The 19,294-nt window shown below is 62.2% G+C and carries 15 protein-coding genes, 1 rRNA gene and 1 pseudogene; 6 read left to right on the top strand and 11 right to left on the bottom strand.

Annotated features, from left to right (window positions below; translation table 11 throughout):
* The first annotated feature begins 111 nt into the window (after positions 1-111).
* Positions 112-1,014, top strand: coding sequence for a LysR family transcriptional regulator (locus tag GV035_RS02920; RefSeq protein WP_159833204.1), 903 nt, complete (start codon positions 112-114; stop codon positions 1,012-1,014).
* An 86-nt stretch (positions 1,015-1,100) separates the two neighbouring features.
* On the opposite strand, the gene GV035_RS02915 is transcribed toward GV035_RS02920, so the two are convergent.
* The 3 genes from GV035_RS02915 to GV035_RS02905 form a co-directional block, all read right to left on the bottom strand.
* Positions 1,101-1,568, bottom strand: coding sequence for an HU family DNA-binding protein (locus GV035_RS02915; RefSeq protein ID WP_159833202.1), 468 nt, complete (start codon positions 1,566-1,568; stop codon positions 1,101-1,103).
* 203 nt (positions 1,569-1,771) lie between these two features.
* Complete coding sequence (locus tag GV035_RS02910; protein WP_159833200.1) at positions 1,772-2,530, bottom strand: endonuclease/exonuclease/phosphatase family protein; 759 nt, start codon at positions 2,528-2,530, stop codon at positions 1,772-1,774.
* Positions 2,527-4,920, bottom strand: a complete 2,394-nt coding sequence (locus GV035_RS02905; RefSeq protein ID WP_159833198.1) for a VTT domain-containing protein — start codon at positions 4,918-4,920, stop codon at positions 2,527-2,529. The genes GV035_RS02910 and GV035_RS02905 overlap by 4 nt, the downstream gene beginning before the upstream one ends.
* 130 nt (positions 4,921-5,050) lie before the next feature.
* Between GV035_RS02905 and GV035_RS02900 the strand changes: the two genes are divergently transcribed.
* The 4 genes from GV035_RS02900 (at position 5,051) to GV035_RS02885 (ending at position 7,650) form a co-directional block, all read left to right on the top strand.
* Entirely contained in the window at positions 5,051-6,079 is a 1,029-nt protein-coding gene (locus GV035_RS02900; protein WP_159833196.1) for an aldo/keto reductase, read from the top strand.
* Positions 6,080-6,175: 96 nt separating this feature from the next.
* Positions 6,176-6,790, top strand: a complete 615-nt coding sequence (locus GV035_RS02895; RefSeq protein ID WP_159833194.1) for a LysE family translocator — start codon at positions 6,176-6,178, stop codon at positions 6,788-6,790.
* 305 nt (positions 6,791-7,095) lie between these two features.
* Positions 7,096-7,263, top strand: a complete 168-nt coding sequence (locus tag GV035_RS02890) for a hypothetical protein (protein WP_159833192.1) — start codon at positions 7,096-7,098, stop codon at positions 7,261-7,263.
* A gap of 225 nt (positions 7,264-7,488) precedes the next feature.
* Positions 7,489-7,650, top strand: a complete 162-nt coding sequence (locus GV035_RS02885; protein WP_008352793.1) for a DUF1328 family protein — start codon at positions 7,489-7,491, stop codon at positions 7,648-7,650.
* A 76-nt stretch (positions 7,651-7,726) separates the two neighbouring features.
* On the opposite strand, the gene GV035_RS02880 is transcribed toward GV035_RS02885, so the two are convergent.
* The gene (locus GV035_RS02880) at positions 7,727-8,812 is read right to left on the bottom strand and encodes an MBL fold metallo-hydrolase (protein WP_442859513.1); all 1,086 of its coding nucleotides are present in this window, start codon (positions 8,810-8,812) and stop codon (positions 7,727-7,729) included.
* Between the two features lie 401 nt (positions 8,813-9,213).
* On the opposite strand from GV035_RS02880, the gene GV035_RS02875 reads away from it, so the two are divergent.
* The gene (locus tag GV035_RS02875; RefSeq protein ID WP_236572535.1) at positions 9,214-9,480 is read left to right on the top strand and encodes a hypothetical protein; all 267 of its coding nucleotides are present in this window, start codon (positions 9,214-9,216) and stop codon (positions 9,478-9,480) included.
* 9 nt (positions 9,481-9,489) lie between these two features.
* Here the strand turns inward: GV035_RS02875 and GV035_RS02870 are convergent, their stop codons facing one another.
* The 7 genes and pseudogenes from GV035_RS02870 to GV035_RS02840 all read right to left on the bottom strand — a co-directional run bounded on the left by GV035_RS02870 (position 9,490) and on the right by GV035_RS02840 (position 19,276).
* Positions 9,490-11,274 (bottom strand): IlvD/Edd family dehydratase, encoded by a 1,785-nt coding sequence (locus tag GV035_RS02870; RefSeq protein WP_159833188.1) that lies wholly within the window; start codon positions 11,272-11,274, stop codon positions 9,490-9,492.
* A 104-nt stretch (positions 11,275-11,378) separates the two neighbouring features.
* Positions 11,379-12,377, bottom strand: coding sequence for a LacI family DNA-binding transcriptional regulator (locus GV035_RS02865; protein WP_159833186.1), 999 nt, complete (start codon positions 12,375-12,377; stop codon positions 11,379-11,381).
* Between the two features lie 47 nt (positions 12,378-12,424).
* Positions 12,425-13,069, bottom strand: coding sequence for a hypothetical protein (locus GV035_RS02860; RefSeq protein ID WP_159833184.1), 645 nt, complete (start codon positions 13,067-13,069; stop codon positions 12,425-12,427).
* Positions 13,070-13,233: 164 nt separating this feature from the next.
* Positions 13,234-13,347 (bottom strand): 5S ribosomal RNA (rrf, locus tag GV035_RS02855).
* 4 nt (positions 13,348-13,351) lie between these two features.
* Positions 13,352-13,528: pseudogene (locus tag GV035_RS02850) on the bottom strand (IS3 family transposase); the annotation flags it as partial.
* A gap of 656 nt (positions 13,529-14,184) precedes the next feature.
* Positions 14,185-16,383 (bottom strand): TonB-dependent receptor, encoded by a 2,199-nt coding sequence (locus GV035_RS02845; RefSeq protein WP_236572402.1) that lies wholly within the window; start codon positions 16,381-16,383, stop codon positions 14,185-14,187.
* A 103-nt stretch (positions 16,384-16,486) separates the two neighbouring features.
* A complete protein-coding gene (locus GV035_RS02840) occupies positions 16,487-19,276 on the bottom strand; it encodes a bifunctional YncE family protein/alkaline phosphatase family protein (RefSeq protein WP_236572401.1) in 2,790 nt (929 codons plus the stop codon).
* Between the last annotated feature and the right edge of the window lie 18 nt (positions 19,277-19,294).

The raw sequence follows: 19,294 nt of genomic DNA, 5'->3' as shown, positions 1-19,294 counted from the left end.
CTGATGGATGCGATGCATGATGGATCATTCCGCTTAAGCGATCATCGGGCGCGGCTTAGTATCATCGTTCCAGTTGCTTCAACAATCAACGCAAAACGAAAGGCCCGGAACATGGATCGCTTCCAGGAGATGCAGGTGTTCGTACGCATTGCGGAGCGCCACAGCTTCACGCAAGCCGCCGACGATTTGCAGATGCCGCGCGCTACCGTCACTAATCTGATGAAGCGTCTCGAGGAACGCCTCGGCGCGCGTCTGCTCGAACGCACGACGCGCACGGTGCGCCTCACGCCCGACGGCGAAACGCATTACCGGCGCTGCGTACGGTTGATACAAGACCTGGAAGAAGCGGAAGGTTCGTTTCGGCATGCCGAACCGAAAGGGCTTTTGCGCGTGAACCTGCAAGGCACGCTTGCGCGACATTTCATCGTGCCGGCGCTGCCCGCATTTCTGGAACGGTATGCGCAGATCGAACTGCATGTCGGCGAAGACGACCGGCTCGTGGATCTCGTGCGCGAAGGCGTCGATTGCGTGCTGCGCGCGGGCACGTTACAGGACTCGTCGATGATCGCGCGACGCGTCGCGTTGCTCGAACAAGTGACCGTGGCAAGTCCGGCATATCTCGCGCGGCATGGCGCGCCGGATGACTTGCGCGTGCTCGAATCGCATCGCGCGGTCAACTACATATCGAGCGCGACGGGTCGCGCGGTGCCGCTGGAATTCGTGGTGAACGGAAGCATTGAAACGGTCGAGCTTGCGTCCGCTATCTCGGTGACGGGCGTCGAGCTTTACACGCAGGCGGCGCTTGCGGGCCTCGGCATCGTGCAGGTGCCGCGTTATCACATCGACGATGCGCTCGCGGTCGGCCGGCTCCAATGCATGCTGCCCGCCTTCCCGCCACCGCCGATGCCCGTCTCGGTGCTCTATCCGCATAGCCGTCAATTATCGGCGCGCGTCAGGGTTTTCGTGGATTGGGTGGCGTCCGTCTTCGACGCAACCAACGCACGCGACAGCTAATCAACCCATGCAAAAGAGGCCAGCTTTCCTCGCGGAAAGCGGGCCTCTTCAGGCACCGACGCTAACGTCGAGCGCGACTATACCGCTTAGGCTGCGGCGTCCTTCAGCTTCTTCAGCGCGCGTGCCTTGATGCGAACGCTTGCGGGCTTTGCCGGGAACCAGCGTTCTTCGCCGGTGAACGGATCTTTGCCGAAACGCTTCTTCTTGGCCGGAACGGCTTGCGCGGAGATCTTCAGCAGGCCCGACAGCGTGAACTCGCCCGAGCCCTTCTTGTGAACCGAACCGAGGATCGTGTCTTCCAGCGCGACCAGCACGGCCTTGACTGCCTTCACATCCACTTCGGCGCGCTCTGACAGATGCGCTGCGAGCGATGCCTTCGTGAAGGTGTCCTTGACCGGCGCGAAGCTGCCCGGGGTCTTCTTGGCGGCAACGGTCTTGCTGGCTACTTTCTTCGCGGCAACCTTGGTGGCTGCTTTCTTGGCCGGTGCGGCGGTCTTTGCCGTGGCCTTCTTGGCCGTGGCTTTCTTAGCAGCGGTTTTTGCGGAAGTCGGCATGTTTCTCCTACCTGTTTGGTCGTTGATATCGAATACGTCCGCACCGATGCGTGCGTATTACGCCGGATTCTACATACGCCGGACGCGTTCGTGCGAGTCTTTTGCGTTTTTATATCGTTTTTTCAGGGCTTTTCTTGATGCTGCGTGGCGTGATGCTGACACGCGCATCGCTTATCTCTTCATCGCATTGCTCGGGATGCGTATCACTCGCCGTTCGTTGAAGCGTTCGCGATATGCGCGATGAGCGGATAGTGGTCGGATGCAATGCGCGAAAGCTGCGTGCGATGCACGTCGACACGCATGAGCCGTTCGCCCGGATGCACCCAGATTCGATCGAGCGCGAAGAGCGGCCAGCGCGTCGGAAACGTGCGCAGCGCGCTCGCGCGATGAAAGTGCGTGACGAGGCGCCGCAGCGTGCGGCCATAGACGAACCATTCGTTCAGATCGCCGAGCAGGATCACGGGAAGCGCGGGCGTGTCGAAGCTCTGCAGCACCTGTTCGACTTGCGCGCGCCGCTCGCTGGATGCGAGACCCAGATGCGTGGCCACGACACGCCATGTCTCGCCGCCGCAATCGATGTCTGCATCCAGCGCGCCGCGCGGCTCGCGGCTGCCGAACGAAAGATCGAGCGTGCGGACAGACTGCACCGGAAAGCGCGTGAGCACGGCGTTGCCATAGCGGCGCTCGCGTGTATCGAGTGTCGGACCGGGAACCGCGTGCAGGTTCGTCATGCGTTGCAGCACGTCGAGCACGTTGGGCGCCGTGCGGCCGCCGAGCGGCACCTCCTGAAGCGCGAAGATATCGGCATCGATCTCGGCGAGCACTTCGCCGATGCGTTCCGGCGCGAACTTGCCGTCGATGCCGACCGCGCCATGCACGTTGTACGTCGCAATGCGAAGTTCGTCGGCGCGCGCTGCGCTCGCACGTGCAATGTCAATTCCGGCGTCGTGCATCAACGTCATGGGCTGACCTCGTCGTGGCTGCGGGGCGATGCATTCGGCGATGCGTTCGGCGATGCGTTCGGCGCCGCGTCGCGCGGTATCGCGTTGCGATCGCGCAAGACGCTCGCGCGAGCCGCTTCCTCGCTGGCGCGTGCTTTGTCTTCGTCGCTCGGCGCGCCTTCATGCGCGACGTCTTCATGCGGATGGGCGCGGCCGAGGAAGCGTTGCAGCATGATCGACAACGCGATCAACACGGCACCGACGCCGATCAGCACCGCGAACGAGCCGACCGTCGGATGACGCAGCGACGCCACGAGCTGATGCGCGAACGCGACCGTCAGCAGAATGCCCGGACCCATGCCGATCAGCGTGCCGATGAGAAAGTCCCGCATGCGAATGTGCGACGCGCCCGCCACCATGTTCACGATGGCAAACGGCGCGACCGGCAGCAGCCGCAACACGACGACGGCGACGATCCCGCGTTTCGCGACACGCTCGGATAGCCGGTTCACGCGCGCGCCCGCGAGCTTGCGCACCGCATCGCGACCGAGCCAGAAGCCCAGCAGATAGGAGACGGCAGCAGCGGCGATCGCTCCCGTGAAGGCATACACGCTGCCCCATCCCGCGCCGAAGACGAGGCCCGTCGTCGCGATCAGCACCGTGACGGGCACCGAAATGACGGCGGCGGCCACGAAGCACAACACGATCCATAACGGCGCAAAAGGCAACGCGTCGATGCGCCGCGTGGCGCTCGTGAGCGACTTCAGGTTGACGTAATCGCCGAGCGGCGTCCAGTGCCACGCCGCAGCGAGGCCGACGAACATCAACGCGAGCACGCCGAGCAGCGCGAAGCGGCCGATAAGCGGCCGCGTCTTCTCGGCAGGCACGAACTGATCGACGAGTTCGTCGGCGGCGATGGGCGTTTCGGGATCGATGAGCGCATCGGGCGGAATGAGCTGATCGAGTTCGCGCGACACCACGGGATCGAGCGGCACCAGCGTGCGGTGTTCGTCGCGATCGCGCGAAAGCGCCGCGATCGCCGCGTTCAGGCCGCCGCGCGCTTCGCGCTCGCGCACGACGTCCGTCACTTCGCAGCCGAGATGTTCGGCCAGCAGCGTGTCGCGCATCTTCGCAATCGCGCGGCGGATACGCGCATCGGCGCCCGCATCGATCGACACGTTGCATTCGCTGTCGAGCACCATCGAGCGATTGTTCAGATTCGCCGAGCCGACGATCAGCAAGTCGTCGTCGACGATCATCAGCTTGCTATGCACGTTGACGATGTGCTCGCCGAGATCAGGCACCGTCGGGCACAACAGACGATAGCGCCCGTGCCGGTCCGCCTGCTTCAGCAGCGTATGGAGACGGGCGCGCAGCACGCCCATCGTGACTTCCTGAAGCCAGCCGCTCTGATTGCGCGGCACCACGATGGCGAGATCGGGACCGTCCTCGCGGGCAAGCGAATCGGACAACGCCGCCCCAATGGAACCGGACGTGAAGTACTGGTTCTCGATATAGATGCTGCGCCGCGCGCGCGCAATGGCATCGAGATATTGGGTGCGGATCTGCTGCACCGCGGGGCGGCCGAGATACGCGGGCTCGGTGAGCGAGATGGCGAGATCGACATCTTCGATATCGGCGGCGCGCGAAGGCGGCCACGGATCGCCTTGCAATGCCGCACGATGCGCGCGAATCGCGAGCCGTCTGCCGCATGCCCGCGACCAACGCTCCCGCGCATGGAGGCCCATCTCGCGGGCGGCGTCGCCGTCGAACATCGTGTGAACGTCGTGAAACGGCTGATACGCCGCTCCGTTCGCGTCGCGGCGATGCGGATCGTCGGGCGCGTGCGCGGGCGTGTCCCAGCGCGAGCGCGTCAAGTCGAGGCCGCCGACGAACGCGAGGCGGTCATCGATCACGACGATCTTCTGATGCTGCGAACCGCCGAGCGGATGCTTGCCGTCCATCTGAAACGCAATGCGCCGATGCGTGCGCCAGCCCATCTTGTACACGGGCAGCCATTCGCGCTCGAATGCATAAAGCATCGCGAAATCCCACGCGAGGATGTAGATGCGCAGGCGGCGCTTTTCCGCCGCGATGGCATGCAGGAAGTCGCCGAGCGCGTCGGGATAGCCGTCGTTCGCGCCTTCGGGCGTGAGCTTCATGCGGCTGTCGATGTCCCATCCGAGAATGAACACCGTTCGCTCCGCGCGCGTGATCGCCTCGCGCAGCACGCGAAAATAATCCGACCCGTCGATGAGCAGGCTGAAGCGGTCCGCATGACGCACGCTCGCGCAGTTGCGTTCGGGCTGGAAGAAGGATTCGCCGAGGTCGTCGGTCGTCGCGGCGTTCGCACGGGAAACGCCCGTGGATGTGTCGTTCAAACGCTCTCCATGTTGGAATGCATGTGACATACGTTGCGCAAGGCGTTTGCAAGGCCCATGCCCGCGTTCGAACCGCGTGTGCTGCGCGCGAACCGCGCTTGCGGTAGTCTCGTCAATCGACATCCTTCTTCAACGCAGCGTTCAATGCAGAGGATACGCAATGGAATATCGACACTTAGGCGCTTCGGGCTTCAAGGTTCCCGTGCTCAGCTTCGGCACCGGCACGTTCGGCGGCAAGGGCGAATTCTTTCAGGCCTGGGGCGAGACAGACGTGAGCGAAGCGCGCCAGCTAGTCGACATCTGCCTCGATGCGGGCGTCACGATGTTCGACACCGCCGACATCTATTCGCGCGGCTCGTCGGAATCCATTCTCGGCGAGGCGCTGAAAGGCCGGCGCGACAAGGTCATCATTTCGACGAAAGCGACCTTTCGTTTCGATGCGGACGATCCCAACAGCGTCGGCTCATCGCGCTTTCATCTCATCAACGCGGTCAACGATGCGCTCAAGCGGCTGCAAACCGACTATATCGACTTGTTCCAGTTGCATGGCTTCGATGCGAAAACGCCCGTGGAAGAGACGCTTTCCACACTCGACGATCTCGTGCGCGCGGGCAAGATCCGCTACACGGGCGTGTCCAATTTCTCGGGCTGGCATTTGCAGAAATCGCTGGATGTCGCGGACCGTCATGGCTATCCGCGCTACGTCGCGAACCAGACGTATTACTCGCTGATCGGCCGCGACTACGAATGGGAACTGATGCCGCTCGGTCTCGATCAGGGCGTCGGCGCTGTCATCTGGAGTCCGCTCGGCTGGGGGCGTCTCACCGGCAAGATCCGGCGCGGGCAGCCGCTGCCGGAATCGAGCCGACTGCACAAGACGGCGGACGTGGGGCCGCCCGTGCCTGACGAGTATCTGTACCGCGTCGTCGATGCGCTCGATGCCATCGCAGAGGAAACGGGCAAGACGGTGCCGCAGATCGCGCTGAACTGGCTGCTGCAACGTCCGACGGTCGCCACCGTGCTGATCGGCGCGCGCAACGAGGAGCAACTGCGACAGAACCTCGGCGCCGTTGGCTGGAACCTGACCGCCGAGCAGGTCAAGCGGCTCGACGAGGCGAGCAAGGTGCGCCCCGCTTATCCGTACTGGCATCAGGAAGGATTCGCGGAGCGGAATCCGTTTCCGGTCTGAGGCGCCGTACCGGGATTCAAATGCGCATCTGTATCGGTACTGTACAGATGCGCGCCCGTACACTGGCAGCGATCGATCCTCCACTCGCATTGCACCATGACCTCCACCCTGCTCAACGCCCTGCCCGCAGCCGCGCTCCTCGCGCTCGTGATGAGCATCACGCCCGGACCCAACAACACCATGCTGCTCGCCTCGGGCGTGAACTTCGGTCTGCGGCGCACGGTGCCTCACGTTCTCGGCATTAGCGCCGGCGTGGCGCTTCTGATGCTTGCCGCCGGCCTCGGTCTCGCCGAAGCGTTCGGGCATCTGCCGTGGCTCTATTCCGTGCTGGAAACCGCGAGCGTGGCCTATTTGCTGTACCTTGCGTGGAAGATCGGCACGTCGTCGTCCGTGCAGACGCGCGACGGCGAGCGCCGCCCGATGCGCTTCTACGAAGCCGTCGCGTTTCAATGGGTCAATCCGAAAGCATGGATGATGGTGCTGACCGCCGCCACGACCATTCATCTGCACGCGAGCCTCTCGCTCAACGCGGCGATCATGGCGCTGGTGTTCATCGCGGTCGGCCTGCCGTGCATCACGGCGTGGGCGGCTTTCGGCGTATCGTTGCGGCGCTTCCTTGCGAATCCGCGTCTGTTGCGCGCTTTCAATCTGACGATGGCCGCGTTGCTTCTTCTGTCGCTGTATCCGATCGTCGCGCATTTCTTCGAGTGATGCTCGTCAAGAAACGCGCTGCACGGTGTCGATAAAGCACTTTGCCGCGACGCAGGACCGGCGCATACTCGGCGTACGCGCCGGCCAGGCAAAACTTGCCGTCCTGCTTGCAAGAATGGGACGGCATTTTTCTTTCCGCGTCTCTGTCAGTCTGCCCACGACGATCGCGCGTCCAACGTCCCTTAAGCGATCCTTTAAGGCAGCCTGGATCGGCAGTTTCCTTGCCCGACGCGGCACGCCCCGTCTGCCGTTATTTCGCGCCACGTTCGCTGGCGCGGCCTCGAAATCCGTTCAAGGAGTACGCCATGTCTGGAGCCAACCGCCCATCCGGTCCCGCCACGCGCAAAGCACTCGACCTCGCCGATCAGATCGAGCGCGACGAACTGGAGAACCACCTGCTGGATGCGCAAAGCCACGTCGATGACGAAGAGGACGACGAGGACAACGACTCCGATCGCACCTCAAGCCGCTAGCCTCCAGAACCGCGCGCCCACGCCGCAATGACCCGTTCGCGACGGGTTATTGCGGCGTTTTCGTTTTCGCGGGGAACGCATGCGCGGAATTAGGCACAGCGGTTGCTTTGACCCTCCATGCCGCCAGACCCTGAACAAGAGCGCGGCACGACCGATGAGCGAAGGCGGCAACGGTTTCAGTCCGCATGCAAATCGAACTACCAACCGATCCCCGTAGGAGGCCTCATGCTCCGTTACGCTGTCATATTCTTCATCATCGCGATCATCGCCGCGGTTTTCGGCTTTGGCGGTATCGCAACGGGCGCGGCGGAAATCGCCAAGATCCTGTTCTTTATCTTCATTGTGATTTTTCTCGCGACTCTGCTGCTCGGCGTGTTCAGGCGATGACGATCGCTTCATCGCATCTGTTGCAATCGGAACGCGCGGGCTCGACGGCCCGCGCGTTTTTCATTCGTCTCTAATGTTACGGTGTGCTTATCGTTTGCTTCGTTACCGGCGTGTCTAGACGAATCGTTTGACCATGCATGAGTACCGTGAATGAATCGGCAGGCAGACCCGCTTTTTGGACCGCGTCTGAAAGACGGCGCGGTGGTTCGTCGAGCGGCTCGTCGGTGAGTTCGAACGTACCCCAGTGAACGCCGATGGCCCGCTTTGCGTGAATGTCCTCGAAGATGCGTACGGCCTCTTCCGGATCGACATGCTGCGCATGCATGAACCAGCGCGGGTCGTATGCGCCGATCGGAATCAGCGCGAGATCGAAGCCGCCGAAACGCGCGCCTATGTCGCGGAAGTCGGGCGAATAGCCCGTGTCGCCCGCGAAGAAAAACGAAAAAGGATGCGCCGCGCCCGGCGGCGTCTTGACGACCCAACTGCCCCACAACGTCCTTGCGCGATCGAACGGCGTGCGAGCAGACCAGTGCTGGGCCGGCGTGAACCAGATATCGAGGCCGGCGGCGTGGGACTCATCGCCCCAATCCAGTTCCTCTGCGTTCGCAATGCCGGCGCTCGTCATCCACGCTTTGACGCCCAGCGGCACGAGAAAGCGCGGCGGCCCGCCCGCCTGCCGGTTCAACGCTTGCACGCTCGCTATGTCGAGGTGATCGTAATGATTGTGGGAGATCAGCACGATATCGATGTGCGGAAGCTGATCGAGCGCAAGCCCGGGCGGTGTCTTGCGCTTCGGCCCGATGAACGTGAACGGCGAAGCACGCTCGGAAAACACGGGATCAGTGAGGACGTTCACGCCGTTTATCTGCACGAGCGCGGTGGCATGACCGATCCACGTGAGCGTATCGACGCTGCGGTTCGCTTTGATAAACGCGATGTCGGGATGCGCCATCTGAAACCGATAGCCGTTGGCCGGCGGCTTCGGCAGTCCTTGCGTCAAGCGTTCCCACTGCCATTTCCAGAACGATCCGCGCGGCGAATTCTCGTAGTTGTTCTCGAAGCCGGACGAAGTGTACCTCGCGTGATGCAATGGCTGCGGCTCGCTCGACGTTGCAGGCGTTGCATCACTGACAGCCTGTCCTCCGGCCGAGCATCCGGTCACGAGCGCGACCGCACAGACCGCAACGCGCGCATAGGGTCGAACCTGTTTTATTGCTGCGTGAGCGCGGCGCATGGCGTAGTCCCGTGGTGACCTTCGGCATTGCACATTCGTTCATACGGAATGTAGAAAGGGGCGCGTCGCGCAGCCTTGCATTGCGTCGATGCGAGCAACGCGGACGTCCAATAACCCCGCGAATAGAGGCTCTTCAGCAAAATGCGCGCCCTCGGCCCGCTTCTTGCCTATGCTTGCCGGCGCTGGTTTCAGCGACTCAAACAATCAACGGCGGCGCGACGAGACAGTGCGCAGTACGCCAGTAATACACGGGGGGCCCCATGGGCGGCAGCAAATACAGAAGTCTCGCTTCACGCGCTTTCAATCCACACCTTCAGCCCATGCACGCGATGCTCGTGTCACGCAGCGCGTCGCACATTGCAAGCGCCTTCACGGCGACCGGACGCGACCAGGCGCTTGCAGAAGGTATCGCAGACGTCATCGCGCATTGCGGACATGCGGGGTTGGGCCTCTTTCTCGCGGCCGTGTGGCACTGGCTCGATGAACGCGATTACTACGACGCAGCCGATACCGTGCAGGGCTACATCGAGAACGGCAAGATGCCGAAGCTCAAGACAACGCCACACAGCGCGCGCGCTCGCGACGCGCGCCTGTAACGCCGCCGTTCAGTGCGAATGACGCGGATTGCCGCGCGTTTCGATGACCTTGAGGTAAAGCGTCGCGGGCTCGAGGCATCCGCCTGTCGATAGCTGTCCCACCGTCTGCCGATACAGCTCCTGCCACGGCGTTTGCGCCACTGGCGCGGCGAAAGCCGCGTCCTTGCTGCGGCTTTGCAGCTCGGCTTCGTCGAGCAACACGTTGACGGAGCGCGCGTTCAGATCCACGCGTATGCGGTCGTTGGTGCGCAAAAGTGCAAGGCCGCCGCCGACGGCGGCTTCCGGCGACATGTTGAGAATGGACGGACTCGCGGACGTGCCGCTTTGCCGGCCATCGCCCAGACACGGCAGTGAGTCGACGCCTCGCTTGATGAGTTCCGCGGGCGGCGCCATGTTGACCACTTCCGCGCTTCCCGGATAACCCACCGTGCCGCAGCCACGAATGACGAGAATGCAGTGCTCGTCGATATCGAGCGCCGGATCGTTGATGCGCGCATGGTAGTCCTCCGGACCATCGAATACGATCGCACGCGCTTCGAACACATTCTCCGCGCCCGGCTCGCTGAGATATGTCTTCCTGAACGCTTCGCCGACGACCGACATCTTCATGATCGCGCTGTCGAAGAAGTTGCCCGACAGCACCATGAAGCCCGCGCCGTGCATTAATGGATCATCAGCAGTGCGAATGACCTCACGATCGGCGACGGGGGCATCGTCGGCAATCTCGCCGATCATGCGGCCCGACACGGTGAGGCAATCGCGCCGCAAGAGCCCCGCTGCATCGAGTTGACGCAGCACCGCAGGCACACCGCCCGCGCGATGGAAGCTCTCGCCGAGATACTCGCCCGCCGGCATGCAATTGACGATGAGCGGAATCGCTTCCCCGTAACGCTGCCAGTCTTCGAGGCTCAGTTCGATGCCCATATGCCGCGCAATCGCGATCAGATGCGGTGGGCAATTGGTCGACGCACCGAGCGCGGACGCAACGACGATTGCGTTGATGAACGCATCGCGCGTCATGATCTTCGACGGACGCATGTCCTCACGCACCATGTCGACGATGCGCTTGCCCGTTGCGTACGCCATCTGTCCGCGCTCGCGATACGCCGCGGGAATGCTCGCGCACGTCGGCAACGACATGCCGAGCGCCTCGGCGAGGCTGTTCATTGAAAGCGCGGTGCCCATGGTGTTGCAGTGCCCGATGGAAGGCGACGAAGCCGTCGTCAGGCGCATGAAGCCTTCGTAGTCGATTTCGCCCGCCGCGAGCAGATTGCGCGCGTGCCAGATGACCGTGCCGGAACCGACGCGCTTGCCTTCGTGCCAGCCGTCGAGCATCGGTCCGCCCGACAGCACGATGGCCGGCATGTCGACGGTCGCCGCCGCCATCAGACATGCGGGCGTGGTCTTGTCGCATCCGGTCGTGAGCACGACGCCATCGAGCGGAAAACCATGCAGTATTTCGACGAGACCGAGATACGCGAGATTGCGATCCAGCGCGGCGGTCGGGCGGCGGCTCTGCTCCGCGAGCGGATGCACAGGGAACTCCATCGGGATGCCGCCGGCATCGCGAATACCGGCTTTCGTGCGCGCGGCAAGCTCGATGTGGTGACGATTGCACGGCGCAAGATCGCTGCCGGTCTGCGCGATGCCGATGATCGGCCGTCCCGACTGCAACTCTTCGCGCGTGAGACCGTAGTTCATGAATCGCTCGACATAGAGCGCGGTCATGTCGGCGTGCGAAGGATCGTCGAACCATTCCTGACTGCGCAGGCGGCGGGGTGTCTCTTGCGACATGGTGTCTCTCTCCGTGAGGTTTTGCTCTCGCCCTGTGCTGCTGGGACCGTATAGTTACCGGTAACATCAAGGCATGGTAGCACGCATTCAGGTGACGTCCGCGCTCAGGCGCTCTCTCGCGCCAGCACCTGATACGCGATCCGGACGCGCTTGCTCGCTCGCTTGACGGTGCCCCGTTCGCGTTCTTCGAGCGCGGCCAGCAACACTTCGCCCGTGCGCAGGCCGATACCGTACGCATCGACGGATACGGTCGTGATCGACGGCGTGCAGCACGCGGCCACCTCGAAGTTGCCGAAGCCGGCCACCGCGATATCGTCAGGAACCGAAAGCCCGCGCCGGTGACACTCCATTATCGCGCCAAAGGCCGACATGTCGCTGACACACATCACGGCTTGCGTGTCGGGCCACGTTGCCAGTAGCGCCGCGATGGCGGGACCGCCATGGCTCATCGTGATCGGCGAATCGCCGAGGCGCACCACGCGTTCGGCGTCGAGGCCGAGCGCCTTCATCTCCATGCGAAAGCCCTTGAGCCGGTCGAGGCCACGTCGATCCAGTTCGCTCGCCCCGCCCAGAAAGCCGATGCGCTCATGTCCGCGCTTCGCGAGATACCGCACCATTTCGCGCGCGGCGTTGACGTTGGAAAAGCCGACGGCGGCGTCAATAGGATCGCTCGGGAAGTCCCACATTTCGACGATCGGCACGCCGGAGCGGCGCAGCAACGCGCGCGTTGCCTCAGTGTGGCGCGAGCCCGTCAGCGCGATACAGCGCGGCTGATGGCGCAGCATCGAACGTATCAAGCTCTCCTCGCGGTCGAGGTGATAGTCGGTGTCGCCGATCAGCAATTGCAGGCCGTGCGGTTCCAATGCTGCGGCGAGGCCACGCACCGTATCGGAGAAGTTGGAGCTGGCGAGCGAGGGCACCATGACCGCGACGAACTCCGATCGCCCCGACGACAACGCGCCCGCGGCGGCATCGGCCACGTAGCCGAGTTCGTCGATGGCGTTCTGCACGCGCTCGCGCGTCGCCGACGCGACGCTATGGCCCGCCAACACGCGCGACACCGTCATCTTCGAGACGCCGGCGAGCCGCGCAACGTCCGACATGCGTGGAGGGACGCGGGGCAGATCGTCGGGACAACCGGAGACGTTGCTCAATCGACTCTGACCCAGCCGTCCGGGCGCTGTTCGAGCGTGATGTGCAGCTTCGTTTCACCGGCTTCGCGGTCGGCAGCGGTGAGATCGGCAAATGCGCGCTTGATGTCGCGGTCGTCGGCCCAAGGGGCGACGTTGTCGAGCTTATACGTGTACGTCACGTCAGACCGATGCGTGTTCGGATCCGGTTCGGTCCACGCGGTCACCTTGTCGAGTTTGACGTGTGCGTAGCAGATCATCGATGCGTGAGAGTCCGCCGTGGCGTTGGGATCGCCCGCCTGTCGCACGGTTTCGACCGCATACTTTTGGCCTTCGCCCGTCAAGCTATACGCGATTCCATCCTGTTTTGCGCTGGCGTTCGCCGGCGTGGATGCGGCCCGCGCGATCAAGCCGCTTTTTTCCAGCGCGGCCAATTGCTCGCGCAACGCAGCCGCCGAATACTCGTTCAGATCGCGATTGCTATAGGTAGACGGAAACGTGAACGGACCACGCCCGCTGCGGTTCAGGCATAGCAAGCCGCGGTTGGTCTTCATGTCGGCCGAAATCGCGTCGCCCAACGTGGATTCGCTCGCATCATTCTTCTTGCCACAGGCCGCAGCCAACAGCACGACGCTGACAGCGGCGATCATCAGGCTCGTTCTCATATGCGCTCCGGTAGGATCGGCGTAGTGGTACACCTGCCAATGCCATTCTACCGACAGATTTGTCGGGTCCGGGAAGCGTCGGCGTCAGGAGTTTTGCTTAATATCGCGCCCCAACGCAAAAACCCCACCTTTATGGGGTGGGGTTTTTGTTTGTGGCATGAGGAGCCTGACGATTACCTACTTTCACACGGGCAATCCGCACTATCATCGGCGTGGAGTCGTTTCACGGTCCTGTTCGGGATGGGAAGGGGTGGGACCGACTCGCTATGGTCATCAGGCATNGGCATCAATCTGACCGCGCTTGACCCAATCGTGCAGCGTCTGCGGCGTGCAGCCGATCATTGGTGCAATCGATTCGATCGCTGCCCACATTGACGGATGTTCGCTACGCTGCTCGCGCACCAGACGTACCGCACGCTCGCGAACTTCTGGGGAAAATTTCGTTACCTTCTTGTTCATGGCTCCATTGTCTCAAGAGTTGGAGCCTCCACAAAATCCGGTGCGGTTCAGATGGCCGGACCGTCAGGCTATAGGGCGCTTTACAGGCCGCTGTTCGCGACTCCTAGGACGGTTCGCCCTCTGCCGCGCGTCTTCGGACCAAACCCGCTCAAGGGCGCGTTGGGATTGAAGACCGGCGGAGGACATGCGGCACCCCGGATACCGTACGGCATGCGGGCCGCACGGGCCCCATCTAGAGCAGTAGGTCCGTAATCGACTTACTGCAGTCAGACGGCCGTCCCCGAAGCGGTCAGTCAGTCGAATCGAGGTTTTGCGAACTGGAGTGCCATAAAACGGCCGTTGGCGGCCTCACCCAACCGGCCTTGAAGCGCCATTGCCTTGCATCGTGAGTCGGACATTCGGGCGTCGCGTCACACTGCAATTTCGGCCTCTCAAATCTCGGCGGCTCACGAAGCTGCGCGTCCAGGCGGGCGACGTGAACTCCGGTCGCAATATCTAAATAGTCGGAGGGATGCAAGCCAAAGGGCTGATTGGCTAACAAGTTCTTGCGATCACGTTGAATGCGGGGCACGCGTTCGCAACCGCAAGGTGCCGCGTACCCTCACCGACGGCGGGCTACCTTCGCCCACCGATGGGACGTCTAAACAGATGCAACATCAAAAGTCTGCGTGCAAGCGGATGTACGCGCTCAACGACTCGCCGAGGTACGCACCGGCCATATTTGCCGCGATGTAATAGCGTCGATTCGCCAGATTGTGCACATTGAGGTCTACGCCCCAATGCCGCGCGCGATAGCCGAAAGCCGCATTTGCAATGACGTACGACGGCACCGAGTTCACATTCGTGATGTCGCTATAGACGTGGCTCATATAGTTAACGCCCGCGCCGACATGGAAGCCGGGCAAGCCCGAAATTGAGAACTCATAGGTGGTCCACAAGTTGGCCATGTACGCGGGCACGTCCTGCGGATTATTGCCAACGGCGCTCACACCCTGCGGATTGTTGGTCACATACGCACGTTGCGCCGTAAAATTGGCGATCACGTGCCATTGCTGAGTGATGCTGGCATCGAGCGACGCCTCCGCGCCGCGCGTTTTCTGGCTGTCGAACACAACGCTCTCGATGCCGCTCACAGTCAGCGGCGATGCCACGTTGGTGCGCGATACATCGAATAGCGCGGTGTCCAGCACGTAGCGATCGTCGAAAAATGAAAACTTCACGCCTACTTCATACTGCAGCGCCGACTCCGGTTCGCCGACGCCCGTTTGCGTGTTTTCCGAGTTGAAGTTCGTCAGATAGCTGCGCGAAATGCCGAAATACGGCGACATCCACGGCGTGAGCCTGTACAGCGCGCCGATGTTCCAGCTGACAGGCGCATCGCGGCGCGTATAGGCTTGTCCCGCGACGATCGGCTCGCCCTGATTGTCGATGCGTCCCGGCACCGTGATGTTCGGCGTAAGCGATGTATCCCACCAGTCTTTGCGAACGCCCGCGCGCAACGCAAGTTGCTTCGTCACGTCGATCTGGTCGGTCGCGTAGACGCTGTAGAAGTTGCCGACGAGATGATCGTTGTCGCACGAATGCTTGGAATCGCACTGGAACCTGAGCGCACTAATCGAGGTCTCGGGCGGTATCGGCGAGAACACGTCCGGGATGTTCGGCAGGTCCGCTGTCGCGCGATCGGTGTCGATCGTCTGATGCAGATATTCGAAGCCCGTAAGCAGCGTATGGCCGACGGGTCCCATCGCGAACTTCCACACTGGCTCGAGCTGATAGTCGAGCGTATTGTCCGAATCGTTCTGGTCACGCAATTGCCGATGCGTGAACGCCTCGCCGACTACCTTCGTGCTCGCGCTGTCCCCGTTGCCGTAAAAGTCGAGGCTGCGATGCAGGAACGACAGGCGGTTATAGATGGTCAGTATGTCGCTGATGCGCCATGCGTCCGTGAGCGTCGGACGCACGTAATTTGAGCGCGCATAGGCGAATGGCGTCGAGTATTTGGCGTCTCGCGATACGCTGCTGATCGGCGTTCCGTTCAAATAGGCGATGCCGTACGAGTCTGGCGTCGAGCGCGTATCCTGAGCCTCAATTGAGAAATCAAAGGTATGCTGCCCAAGCTTCAAACGGAGCGCGGCGCGTACTTCCTTGTTCCAGTATGCAAGATCGCGATAGCCGTCCGAGCGCGCACCGGTTACGTCGATGCGATAGTCGAGACCGGAAACGCCCGTCGGGCCGGTCACATACGCGCTGCCGTTCACGGTGCCGAAGGATCCGGCCTGCACGCTCGCGCCATAGTGAAGCACCGGCGAGGGCGTGTAATGCACGATGTTGATCGTGCCGCCGGGAGGTCCGCTACCGAAGAGCGCCGAGCCCGGCCCTTCGAGTACCTCGACACGTTCGACGCCGTTGAGCGAATGCACGACACCATTCACCTGGTCGCCGTCGGTGAAGTTGTCGGTATAGACCTGCGCCTGCAGGCCGCGAATCAGGAAGTGATCGAAAAAGCCCTTTGCATCCGGGCCGCCCACGTTCACGCCGCTCGCATTGGCTACGCTCTGATCGAGCCGCGTTGCGCCTTGCTCGTCCAGAAGCCCGCGCGGGATTTCCTGCACGCTCATCGGCAGGTCGCCCAGTGCCGTGCCGGTCTTGCTGACGTCTGTGGTCTGATATGGATCGTTGACGTCATGATCGGGCGCGCTCGTCGCCGTCCGGGCGTTCACAGTGACCGGCGTGAGCATGACGTCGGGCCGCGCTTGAGTCTCCTGCGCCTGCGCAGCGCGGATGTCGCAAAAGGCGCAGAGCAGCGCCGATGCGCCGATGACTGTTCCCAGCCGAAAGGCGTTGTGTGATTTCACGCGGGATAGTTTGCGTCGTTGGGGAGGACGTGGAAATCGGCGGCCAGCCACCGTCATGGGCGGCCGGCCGCAGCGACATTTTCGGCTGCTTCAGACGATGTGGTCAGTCATCGTCGTCTTCAGCGGTGGCAACCGTCTTCGAGCCATCAGGCGCGACATTCGTGTAGATAGAATGGGGTTGCGGATACGGCCGGTCACCCATCACGCCTTTCCACAACACGTGGTTGAACAACTCCGGCGGAACGCGGTCTTCTCTCGAGAAGTCGAAGCCCTTCGTGGCGTCGGCCCAGTACGTCGCATCGTGCAGGGGATGAATGTCCTCGCCTTGCGCGAACTGATTGCCACCGCTGTTCACCACCTTGCCAACATTCGTATTCTTGAGGATCGTCGATGCGACCGCGGTGTAGGTCCACCGTCCGTCCGAATGGGTGTCGAAGAGATCGGACATCGGGCGGGCGTAGGCCGTATTAAGATCGATATGTTGCGTGCCCAGCAAGTCCTCAATGGTACGCAGCGCGTTGACCTGGCTGTACGCGGTGCTGACGACCGCATGCTTCTTCACATACGGACCCACGACATAAGCGGTGGACCGATGCGAGTCGACGTGATCGGAGCCCGCCTGGGAATCGTCCTCGACCACGACGATCAACGTATCCGCCGCATAAGGGCTATGCGCGACAGTTTCGATCAGCTTGCCAACCGCGAAGTCGTTATCCGCCTGTTCCTGCTCAGCCGAGCCCATCTGGCCAACGTTGGTCGTATAGCTGCCCGTATGGTCCGAGCCCATCCGCACGAATTCGAGCGACGGCAACTGGCCGTTCGCGACGTATTGCTGGAACTCGCGATTCCACTCCAGTTCGCGGAAGGTATCGGGATACGCCTGATCGAAACCGCGATAGTAATGGTCGGTCAGATTGACGAGCGTCGGCTTGAGCGGATTGGCCTGCACGATATTCGCGCCCGCGGGATCGATCAGCGGATTGGCGATGGTGCCGATGGTGCCGACATTGTTCACCATGCCGCCGTAGTTGCGCACCGATCCGCCGGCCTGCAGCACTGCATCGTAAATATTTGCCTGCTGGTAGCCGAACGGTGCGTCCGGCACCGAAACGTCGGCGATGCCGGGCAACGTGTTAGCCGGGCCTCCTGGCAGTGACGACGTCGCCGTCGTATATGCGCCGTTAGTCGCCGCGTCGCGCGATGCGGTGGTTGCAAGACCGACGGGCACGCCCCGATTTGCGCCTTCCGATTCATACGCCATGCCGCGCTTCACGCCCGCATAGTTTTCCTGCTGCGACACTTCTTCGGTGGGCGTGACGTGTGCATGCTGCACCCAGGACCAGCCATCCATGGAGCCATCGCCCGGGTCGGTGAAGTTGTCGATCGTGACGAAGTTGCTCGCAATGCCGTGGAAGTTCGGCGTGGTGGCCTTCCCGTACATCGTAAGCGTCGGATCGCCGTTCGCGCCGTTGCCCAGATCGCCGAGAATCTGATCGTAGGTGCGATTTTCCTTGACGATATAGATCACGTGGCGAATACGCTGGCGCAGGAAGCTCATCACTTCGCGCTCGTGTTCGGGTTCCCTCACCGAGTAGTGATTGTTCTCGTTCACCTGACTGGTCAGGCGTTCGAGGACTTCCCGGCGCGGCACGGGTGCGCTCACGAGGCTGCTTTTTTCGAGGCCGAACTGGTATTGCGCCGTGCTGCCGCCCGGCGTGTAGAGGGGATTCGGGCCCGTGACCGACTTGCCGTTGATGATGTACATCTGCGAGCCGTCGGCGCTCAGCGTGATGTCCTTCGGTGCGTAGGCAGTCGGAATCAGGCCGTCTACCTGACAGCCGCGTTCGCCGTCGAGCGAAATCACCGCGATCGAGTTGTCGCCGTTGTTCACGGCGTACAGCGTTCTGCCGTCCTTCGAGACGGTGACGTTGACCGGATCGCGGCCGCTATACTTGCCCCTGCCGTGCTCGTGATGCTCATGTCCCTCTTCGGTGCGCGCGGCAATGTCGATTGTTTGCTCGACGTTGCGGCTTGCGGTATCGATAACGGCGATCTCGTCTGCATTGGATACCGCAACGTAGAGCTTCGCCTGATCGGGCGAGAATGCCATGCCATAAGCGTTGCCGTTTAGCGGTATGCGCTTGATGAATTGCGGCGAGGCCGGATTGGCCAGACTCAGCACGACGATCTCTCGGTCGCGCACTGACGAGACGAACGCGGTGCCATCGGCCTTGAGCGACACGGCCCACGGATATTCGCCGCCCGCTACGCCGTTTTGTCCGGACGTGTGGAAAGGGCGCAGATCGTAGTCGGACACGACCGTATTCGACGACGTGTCGATGATGGAGATTGAGTCGTTGTAGTTGTTCGCGACCACGAGCGTGCGCGCATCTGCGGACAATGCGAGACCGCCCGCGTTTGGTTTCACGCTTGCACCGATGCCGGAAGTGTGATTGAGCGCGATCGCGCCCGTCTGCGACCATTGGGCCGACGGACTCGCCGATGGACGGCCGTACACATACACCTTGTCATCGGCGCCGCCCGTCCCATACAAAGTCTCATTGCCTTTCCACACCAGACCGTCGAACGCGTTGGTCTGATGTATGGCCTGCATCAACTTCGGTACGGCCTTGTTCGCACCCGATACGTCGTAGATGAAGATGTACTGGGTCGAATCGGCCGTGTCCAGGGTGGCGTTGTTCGCGCTTGTGTACACGGTGTTGTAGCCGGCGGTAATGACGGCGAGCGTGTTGCCGTCAGGGCTGAGCTGCGACTTGATGGCGCCGCTCACGAGCTGCTGAGGCTTCGCCGCAATGTTCGGATTGAGCAATTGCTGAACGGCGCCCGGAATCACTCGCGGGGAGATGAACTGACCTGTCGGCAGTAGTTCCATTTTGCTTTCAGGCGCAGC

The sequence above is a fragment of the Burkholderia sp. 8Y genome (genome assembly GCF_902506145.1).
GTDB lineage: Bacteria > Pseudomonadota > Gammaproteobacteria > Burkholderiales > Burkholderiaceae > Caballeronia.
This window is presented reverse-complemented; position numbering and strand designations above follow the sequence as displayed.